The 8,638-nt window shown below is 39.9% G+C and carries 10 protein-coding genes, 1 pseudogene and 1 riboswitch; of the genes and pseudogenes, 1 reads left to right on the top strand and 10 read right to left on the bottom strand.

What is annotated here, in order from left to right:
- Nucleotides 1–310: 310 nt before the first annotated feature.
- Nucleotides 311–622: pseudogene (locus ACTNBF_RS15805) on the top strand (AAA family ATPase); the annotation flags it as partial.
- Between the two features lie 362 nt (nt 623–984).
- Here ACTNBF_RS15805 and ACTNBF_RS15800 read toward each other — a convergent pair.
- From ACTNBF_RS15800 to ACTNBF_RS15755, 10 genes are all read right to left on the bottom strand, one after another.
- The gene (locus ACTNBF_RS15800; RefSeq protein ID WP_441050325.1) at nt 985–1,275 is read right to left on the bottom strand and encodes a helix-turn-helix domain-containing protein; all 291 of its coding nucleotides are present in this window, start codon (nt 1,273–1,275) and stop codon (nt 985–987) included.
- Between the two features lie 345 nt (nt 1,276–1,620).
- Nucleotides 1,621–3,039 (bottom strand): hypothetical protein, encoded by a 1,419-nt coding sequence (locus ACTNBF_RS15795; RefSeq protein WP_441050324.1) that lies wholly within the window; start codon nt 3,037–3,039, stop codon nt 1,621–1,623.
- A gap of 74 nt (nt 3,040–3,113) precedes the next feature.
- A riboswitch (cyclic di-GMP riboswitch) is annotated at nt 3,114–3,187 on the bottom strand.
- A gap of 156 nt (nt 3,188–3,343) precedes the next feature.
- Nucleotides 3,344–3,604: a helix-turn-helix domain-containing protein gene (locus ACTNBF_RS15790; protein WP_441050323.1), complete on the bottom strand. Its 261-nt coding sequence runs from the start codon at nt 3,602–3,604 to the stop codon at nt 3,344–3,346.
- 232 nt (nt 3,605–3,836) lie between these two features.
- On the bottom strand, nt 3,837–4,319 hold the full coding sequence (locus tag ACTNBF_RS15785; RefSeq protein ID WP_441050322.1) for a flavodoxin: 483 nt from the start codon (nt 4,317–4,319) through the stop codon (nt 3,837–3,839).
- A gap of 12 nt (nt 4,320–4,331) precedes the next feature.
- Nucleotides 4,332–4,838, bottom strand: a complete 507-nt coding sequence (locus ACTNBF_RS15780) for a hypothetical protein (RefSeq protein WP_441050321.1) — start codon at nt 4,836–4,838, stop codon at nt 4,332–4,334.
- A gap of 91 nt (nt 4,839–4,929) precedes the next feature.
- Complete coding sequence (locus ACTNBF_RS15775; protein ID WP_441050320.1) at nt 4,930–5,853, bottom strand: hypothetical protein; 924 nt, start codon at nt 5,851–5,853, stop codon at nt 4,930–4,932.
- 16 nt (nt 5,854–5,869) lie between these two features.
- A complete protein-coding gene (locus ACTNBF_RS15770; RefSeq protein ID WP_441050319.1) occupies nt 5,870–6,622 on the bottom strand; it encodes a hypothetical protein in 753 nt (250 codons plus the stop codon).
- Nucleotides 6,623–6,706: 84 nt separating this feature from the next.
- Nucleotides 6,707–7,579, bottom strand: a complete 873-nt coding sequence (locus ACTNBF_RS15765) for a DarT1-associated NADAR antitoxin family protein (protein ID WP_441050318.1) — start codon at nt 7,577–7,579, stop codon at nt 6,707–6,709.
- A gap of 21 nt (nt 7,580–7,600) precedes the next feature.
- Complete coding sequence (locus ACTNBF_RS15760) at nt 7,601–8,002, bottom strand: hypothetical protein (RefSeq protein WP_441089643.1); 402 nt, start codon at nt 8,000–8,002, stop codon at nt 7,601–7,603.
- 220 nt (nt 8,003–8,222) lie between these two features.
- Nucleotides 8,223–8,489, bottom strand: coding sequence for a DUF1292 domain-containing protein (locus ACTNBF_RS15755; RefSeq protein ID WP_216419682.1), 267 nt, complete (start codon nt 8,487–8,489; stop codon nt 8,223–8,225).
- Between the last annotated feature and the right edge of the window lie 149 nt (nt 8,490–8,638).

The following is an 8,638-nucleotide window of genomic DNA, read 5'->3' as shown; positions in this document are numbered from 1 at the left end:
AGATTTTTTACTAACCGTGCAAAGTCAGTAATCTTATTTTACACTGAGGTATTTTTTTCTCAACCTTCTTTCTTGGAATTCCTTATATTTGAATTATACAAGAAGCTCCTAAGAAATATATTTTCATCTGATAGATGAATGAATATATTATCCTAGAGATTTCTGTATCAATCAAAGCCTAACGGCTGTTCAGCTTCGCATTTCGGTCGTTTTGCTCCGCAAAACCGGCCGTTGGGACGCGCCATATGCATATAATAAAAGTGTGATCAAGAAACACTAAAACTCCAATAAAAGTGTGAGGTGTGAGTCTATGGAACGATTTATTTTGAAAAAGCTGCTGGACTGGAAGAATTCTCCCTACCGTAAGCCGTTGATCCTGAAGGGTGTACGTCAGGTGGGTAAGACCTGGATTCTGAAAGAGTTCGGCAAGCGTTACTATGAAAATACGGCTTATTTTAACTTTGATGAAAACGAAGAATACAAACAATTCTTTGAAACCACCAAGGATGTTGATCGTATTCTGCAAAACCTGATGCTGGCAAGCGGTCAGAAGATTATGACAGAAAAGACCCTCATCATCTTCGATGAGGTACAGGACTGCCCTAAAGTCATCAACTCTGTATTTCATCAGACGCGCTTGCGAAGCAGCTTCATTGGCGCTTAACCATCCCGCCTTCATTATGGCCGGACCGCGAATTACGGAAGTATCATTGTACCTGTAGAAGATCAACACCACCGCCAGTTGCAACCTGGCATTTGCTCCGGCGAATCGCTACGTTCCATTGAACATCATGGCGTGCCGACGAAGGCTCCCTTCTACAGTAAAGTTCTGATGAATAGTATTCAGTTTTCAAAGATCTCGTAAGCGGTGAAGCACCGCTTACGAGAATAATTCTACCGAAGATTTTTGCCCTCAACATATTCTCAGAGGGCACACAACCTCGCCAGAAACGATATGTTTTCCTCTTGACAATTCCGTATATTTCAAATCAGTTTTCTCAACTGATCAATGTGATTGCTCAGAATATCCAGCTGCATCATCATCTCTGCTTTGTCCGGATCCGTCTTGCCAAGAACCAGGTAATCAAGAGATACCTGGAAAAACTCTGAGCACTCAATCAGCAAATCTATGGAAGCACCGCGTATACCGGTTTCGATTGCTCTCAGATGACTCTCTGAGACATTTATTTTGAAAGACAACTGCAGCTGTGTAGGCCCCTTTTTCTTGCGAAGGACCTGAATACGTTTTCCGCACATTTTCGGATCATAATACATTTTTATTTCCTCCAGTTCTTGAAATTTGAAAAGATGCAAACTCAAGAACCGAAGGTGGTGCACGGCACCTGTAATAACCAAAAAAGGAGCGGTCATTCCTACAAATACATGCAAGAATAACCGCTCCAAAAGACTTGTCCGGATGCAAAAAGACACCCCCATTCGGTAGATTTCAAAGGCAATTTTTACTTGCCTCGAAATGCTATCGAACGAGGGTGTTATACTACGTGTTTAGAGCCGTATCACCAAACGTGTTGCCGTGTTGTATCCAGTAACATCACCTGTGTAATACTATGTGTAACCTAAAAATCAGTGTGTTATTTCCCGTGTTACCACGAAAATAGTTTACAGAGTACCTCCATGATTTTTAATGTAAGCTTCGACTTCCTTCATCAGGACATCAAATTCTTCTGATGACAAAGAACTCCTGTTGGCATTTATCACTTCCAACGCAGCACTTTTTCCACTAATAAAATAAGTAGAGACAGTCAGCCAGAAACAGATTTTGGGATTACCATCCAGCATGGATAAAGAAGCAGAAGCATACTTGTGAATACCGGTATAATTCTCATCCTTATCAATTTCATCTAAAAGAGAAGTCATAACCTGAGCGTAGAGACTACTGTATGTATGATAATAAGAAATCATCCATGGCTCATCCAGTTTATTATCGCAGAGATACCCTCTGAACAATTTGACCGCCTGCTTCAGGTGAGCCAATCTTACACTGTGATTTTTCTCTTCAGAAATTTTCTTCCACAGTTCTTCCACCAGAGCCGTATCCACCTCAACACGGTACTCTGGATTAAACCAGTATCCTTGTTCATTGCTGGAAATGATATTCGGACAGAGGAACTGGAACTTGCTGCGCATCTGATACAGAGCACTGCGAAGTGGATTGGTATCGGATGTATCTTTTATCTTCGGCCAGATATTCTCAATCAATGTTGAGCCTGGAACCGGTTTCCCTTTCAGTGCTAGGAACGAAATTACTTTCCATGCGTTATCAGAAGCATATACTCTCATATCCAGCTTTTTGCTTCCGACGCAAACTTCCGGCATACCAAGGAGATTAATACGAATGGTATGTTCGTCTGCAGAGTCATCCTGATTTGTTTCCAACTCTGCCATACTCTGTTGCAGCTCCTGCAGATAAAAAGTCGTCATGCTTACAAACGCAAGCATCTGTGCCATATCCGGATATGTCTTATATCTTGTAGGATTCTTCACAACAAAGAACCCCGTTGGCTTCTCACCAAATGGAGTGCCAATCAAACTTTGGACATCTAATCTTTGATAATGCTGGAACTCATCCGGAAACATCTTTTTGATGACAGATGCATCCGGCACGACTAATGGTTTTCCATCATAAAATGCCTTGATCCAACGACCAAAACCTTCAAATGCTTCAACCTCTTTTGTATAGCGAGATTCCATTCTTCCGGTAAGGCGGTTATAGCAAGTCATCGGAGCCCATGCCTCGGTTTCAACATCAGCAATCAAAATGCCTGCCCATTCTGCTTCATAGAAGTCACATGCCGTCTTGATAGCCTCCATGATAATTTCCTCATTGCTCTCAGACGTATGTAGTCTTTGTTCCAATCCCGTAAGTGTCATCCTGAAATCATGGTCATGTTTCTGCTCATCCGTAATCAATGCAGAATTTGCAGCGCTCTCCATAATCTTAGTCGTCTCAATCGACGGTGCTTCTACCCGTTCGATTGTCTGTCCTTCTTTTTTCCTAAATAATTTCTCGAAGAACATAAGAACACCTCCTCAATGTATAACAGAAAAGCCCAGACATTGGTTGCCTGGGCAGGTACTACGCTTAACCGCGTTAGTGCAACTGGCTGCCATTTCAGGCCCTGTAGTTTTGCGACGCCGGGTTTCCCCGGTTGTGCCAAAGTATTATTTTGTATAAAAGAAAACCGCAAGGGTTCCCAGCATCGAAACTGATAGCCTTGCGGTCAATAATTTCATATAATATTAGTAAGGCCATCAGGATGTAATCTATCAAGCCAGAATCAGTATCAGAGCATTGCAGGATACAATTAAATCTCTTCGCTAATCACAAATTAGAAGCTGGTAACGAATAGTTTAGAAGGTCACCCGCCGAAATTCCAAGTGCATCTGCTATCTTGAAAAGTGTGTCAACGGAAAAAGCTCGTGAATTGTTAGCAGCTTCTATGGCGCTTAGTGTTGATCTTGCAATATCCGCTTTCTCAGCGAATTTCTCTTGAGACAGACCTTGGCGTTTTCTAAGTGCCGCGATGATGAGTCCCAAATCAACAAAACGATCATGGTTGGAATAGTCCGTTGATTTTTTCATAGGGCATGACCTCCTTTCTACTAGATTTTTCGTTTTTCTATGCTTTAATTATACCTTCAACGCTCTCCAAACTCAGCATCTTAAAAAGGTCTATTGACCTATTAATAGATCATTTTCATTTCCATGGTGATCAATGCATCGTAAATGAACGAGTTGCCTTAAAAACAGGCAAAAAGAAGCTCTGACAACACTCATTCGAGTATTGCCAGAGCTTCATAGTTTTAATCACTTATTACAGACCCAGACTATCAACCCAAGATTTCAATGCGTCCATATCCTGCTTTCCATTAAGCATTCTTCCTTCCATCAGATGTGCAGTACCACGAACACTATCCTCTAACGCTTCCAGTGTTCTTCCGAAATCACTTCCACCGGAAGTAGCAAAAAGTACAATGGTCTTTCCACTGAAATCATATGATTCCAAGAAAGAATTGATAATGTGCGGTGCCACATACCACCAAATTGGAAAACCAACAAAAATTACGTCTGCATCTGCCACAGGTGCACTATGGTCGGTCATCTCCGGTCTTGAAGTTTTATCCTGCATCTCAACAGAGCTACGGGATTTCTTATCCATCCAGTTCAGATCCGCAGTGGTGTACGGCACCTGCGGTTTTATCTCATACAGATCGGCATTTGCCGCTTCTGCTAATGTCTTAGCAACATTTCCAGTAACTCCACTGGCTGAAAAATAAGCAACGAGTTTTCTGCTCATTTGCGCATCCTCCTATTCTATTTCGTCATAAGGATCCGTATCCATCTGCTCCCAAGTAACACCGTATGGGGCTCCGCCGGAGGTATATCCGGCAATAATGAAAAATGTATCATCCTGCTCCAGAACCAGCGCCTGTGATTCTCGTAACTTCTTTTTCTTTCTTCGTGCCTCATTTTTCGCTTTTAGAATTGCAGCCTTCTCTTCCGGTGTTTTCTTTGGTTTATGAAGAGATTCCACTGTAATTCCTCTGCTTATATCTGAAAGAATCCGTTCCTCATATTTGGCACTATGCTTCTGACATAACTTTTCAAAATCTTCAAAAGTTGCCATCGGTGCCAGTGCCAGAACAGTCTGGAACATCTTACGGTGAATGGCAGCTGCTTCTTCCGCTTCTGGCATTCTTTCGTACTTAAGATAGAAGGTAAGATATTCACGATATGCCTTATCGGCAATCCTTGTCTTTTGTTTCATGGAAAGGTCCTTATACTTGCGGTCTTTTCGCTGTACCTTCGATGCCATCCATGCACCTCACTTTTTGAATTCTTCTGTTTCTGATTCATCCACGGAATACTTGCTGAAATCATCATTCATGCGCACCGTTCCTTATCAACTAACGGGTCATGATAATCCTTCTCATCTCACTTGCAATTGAGTGTGCCCATTCAGCTTCTTGTGCGAATTCCATAAATCCCCAAACAATATCTAATATGAGCATAAGATCATTTGTTACTACCGGATCGTTAACAGGCACCCGTGAGCGCACTTCTTTTGCAAATTCCAGCAAGATCTCAGTTCCATCTGGTTTTTCAAAATCGCAATCTCTGAGCCGAGAAAAAATAGCTTCATCATCGTATAAATAATCCAGCACTTTGTCCCTTAGAGTTTTCTCCTCCACACCAAAACGCAGGTACTCTGGATGCTCTATTAAGCAAGCAAAACCTCCGTCTTTGCCAAATCTCTGACACAGATTTTCAAACAATTGCCAAGTCGCCATAACCTCTCCTGTATAATCGTTAAACAGGAAATCAGCGTTATCACTAATAAATTGATTACGAACATCGTCTGACACCCCGAAAATATCTAATTCTCCAACGATGTTCCTTGCTTCCTTTTCAGATTTTACAATCGAACCATTTTTAACAACCTTTCTCATCGCACTATTTATCTGATCATCATTAAACCCAAGTTCTATAAAGAAAGTAAGATAATCATTTCCTTTTTCGCAAGTAAGAGCAAGATTATCCGCCTTGCATTTTTCTTCACCTGCATATTGTCTATAAAAATCATGGCGAGCTTTTATTTCATCGAGAGTATGATTTCCCACAAGAGTACATACCCAATAGTTATCCAAACTGTCGATTTCACATACCCTCTGCATATAATGTATTTTTTCACGAATATTATCTGTAATCTCAGTTATTCCGTTGTTTACTAATATTCTTGCCAACTCAAAAGCATTTTCAACACTATACTCAGTTTTAATCTGTCTCTCTAAACAATGGATCATTCTTAATTCGTCCATTAACTTGTCCATTACTTCACCTTCCTCGTCAATTCACAATTCTATCAATTTCTTGAGCGTAAACAGCTAATTTCTTTTTATTCATTTCAGTTGGCTCTTCTTCCATAAGTGAAAGCATTTCGCCATGTAAATAGCTTAATTCGTCCATATCGCACAGGTAACTCAACCAGCATCCACCAGCAGGCACCGCCTGACAAAATTTTTCGATATTATGGCAGGCATCCTTATACTTTGTACCAGTATAAACAGTCTTAGCTAACACTGCTTCACTCATATCAGGCTCATATAATGAAACGCAAAGATCATCGATATCTTCTTCTAAACTTTCTTGAATATCTGGCAAGGTCTGCATCAATAGTTCATATACATATTCATTTGGATTGTATTTTTCAAAATATACTGAATTATTACCACCAAGAAGCCAAACTGCAAAAGCACCAACAGCACGAGAGCGAGACTGTCCAGCATAGCAATGAATCAGCAACGTATCAACAGCTTTATACTTTCTAATAAAGCGTATAATTTGCTTCGCCATCTCCTCAGTAAAAATCTGCGCACCATCTACAGGACGGATGATGTCATCAAATTTCAATGTAAGCACAGCTTTGCAGTACTGATTCTCGGAAAAGGTAATTCCAAAGCCGTTTGTGTGTGAATCCTGAATAGAAATCACTGCATATGTATCAGACTTCTCAACCATATCCTCCATGCCAGCAGGATAATAATGCTGCATGACATATTCAAATGCGTCAAATACTGACATTACAAGAACTCGTTTCATCCAAATCTCCTCTTAAGCTTTTCAAGAATAACTGTTAGCTTTGTCCCCATCCTAGAAAGCACTTATAGATACTCCTGCCTAGAATCACAGTCTCTTATTAATCTTACAATTCTGAACACACCATTTTAATCCAAGCTTCTTTTCACCAACCTCAGGGAATCGAACCACAATAACTGTATCTTCTATCTTTTCAATCACACCCTTGCCATATTTTTTGTGACAGATAATATTTCCAGCTTGTATGTTAACAGATGTGTATGACATTTTTTCTTCCGTCGAAGCATTCTCAGAGTTCTTCAGCATTTTTGATGCTTCTAATCCATATAAGGCCAGGAAAGAACCGAACTCTTTAACCTGTTCCACTAATCCCATTCTAGATAAAGCAACAAACGTCACAGCCGCTTTTGCCTGACAATTTAGGCTTTTTTCAGGATTAAATTCAACATCCGTAAATGCATCATACTGTAAAGCAGTTTTAGCCAACTCTTGATTTTCGAGAAGTGCATTCATATAAATGTAATCATAAAAAATAGTCTTGGGAATAAGCGGATATTCCTGTCCGTCAAACATAAACGAGAGCAGCCTTCCACTATTTTTTAGTCTATCATCTCTCTTTGCTTCTCTGGGTGTGACGGATAGCAGATCCTTATATGGTCCACCATTCTGAAATGTTTTTCCAGCTTGAAAAACACATTCCACAGGGACACTTTTTCCAAGCTCCGGAACATACTTTGGAAGGAAAAATGCACTTAATGATTCTCCGCCCTCCTGCATTGACTTGCTTGAAATCTCCAATACTTTTTTATCCGGCCTTTGAGATTGATAATTATCATGAATTGCTCTAATATTTTTCTGCTTCTGAGACTTCGCAAATCCCCCATTCCATTCAAATTCAACATTTATTACGTTAAAAAATGGTGCACTTTCTCTAACTTCATATACCGGTCTTACTGCCATGTCCTACACCTTCTATAGAAATTATCGTGCACAGATGCTATTCACAAAAACAATATAGCAACCAAAATCACCTATCGTCTTTCGATAATATCTGTTATCCTCATCATCTCCAAGCACATCGCGCCACGCAGCTTTTTTCCCCTGCATACGCAGATATCTTGCCAACATATTAAAGTGAATGATCACGGAATTATGATGTAACGTTCTTAAAGAATCGATATCCATTTTCTCTTCCCTTGACAACATTCCCCATTTAGCACGGATCGCCGCATATTTTGTAGCAATATCAATGAGCTCATCGTATAGTTCAATGGCATCAGCGTCATTATCAATTTCAGATAACAAATCTCCGTGCAGACTCTGCATCTGGCTGAAATCAAGAACATATGGCTCCTTCAGGTAACTCTCAAATGTATTCATCATATGGCACATCTCCTTTTCCAATGTTGATAATATGAATTCTATTACAATGATGTTCTTGATAATCTAGGGGGAATACATTCTGTTATAAAGAAGATTTCGAATTCAGTGAAAACTTAAACACCTGTAGTCCATCGTCAAGTTTTCAACGGTCTCAACTTGTAAGGTCTTATTATTTAGTATAGCATGAAATGCCAATAACTTCAATTTCAAATTGATTTTCTCAATCTTCCAGGAATGCAAATTCATCCTTGAATTTTTCTTTGAATATGCCAAACACCTGATTGAGTATGTATTCATCTTCTACTGAGCAATAGCTTTCCATTTCTGGATCATCTATAGACTCTATTTTCAGAATAACTACCTCACCGTCTGTATCATCTATCGGAAGAAGAATAACATACTCTTCATTATCGAACTCAATCAGATCAAGAAACTCGAAGTACACATCATGTCCATTTGAGTCCGTAAGCTTAATAGCATTATCCATTTAAAATTCCACCTTTCTCTATGCCAATGCCGCCCGCTTGAAGTGCTATACTAACGTTGTAATAGTAGTGGCTAATAAGATATAATCAATCTATCAAAGAAAGAAGGAATTATTATGCCACAGACTTACACTCCAGAATTTAGAAAAAA

Source organism: Bariatricus sp. HCP28S3_A4, assembly GCF_052066395.1.
In the GTDB taxonomy this organism is placed as follows: domain Bacteria; phylum Bacillota; class Clostridia; order Lachnospirales; family Lachnospiraceae; genus Allocoprococcus.
Note: the sequence above shows the minus strand (reverse complement) of the source record. Positions and strands in the feature narration are given on the sequence as shown.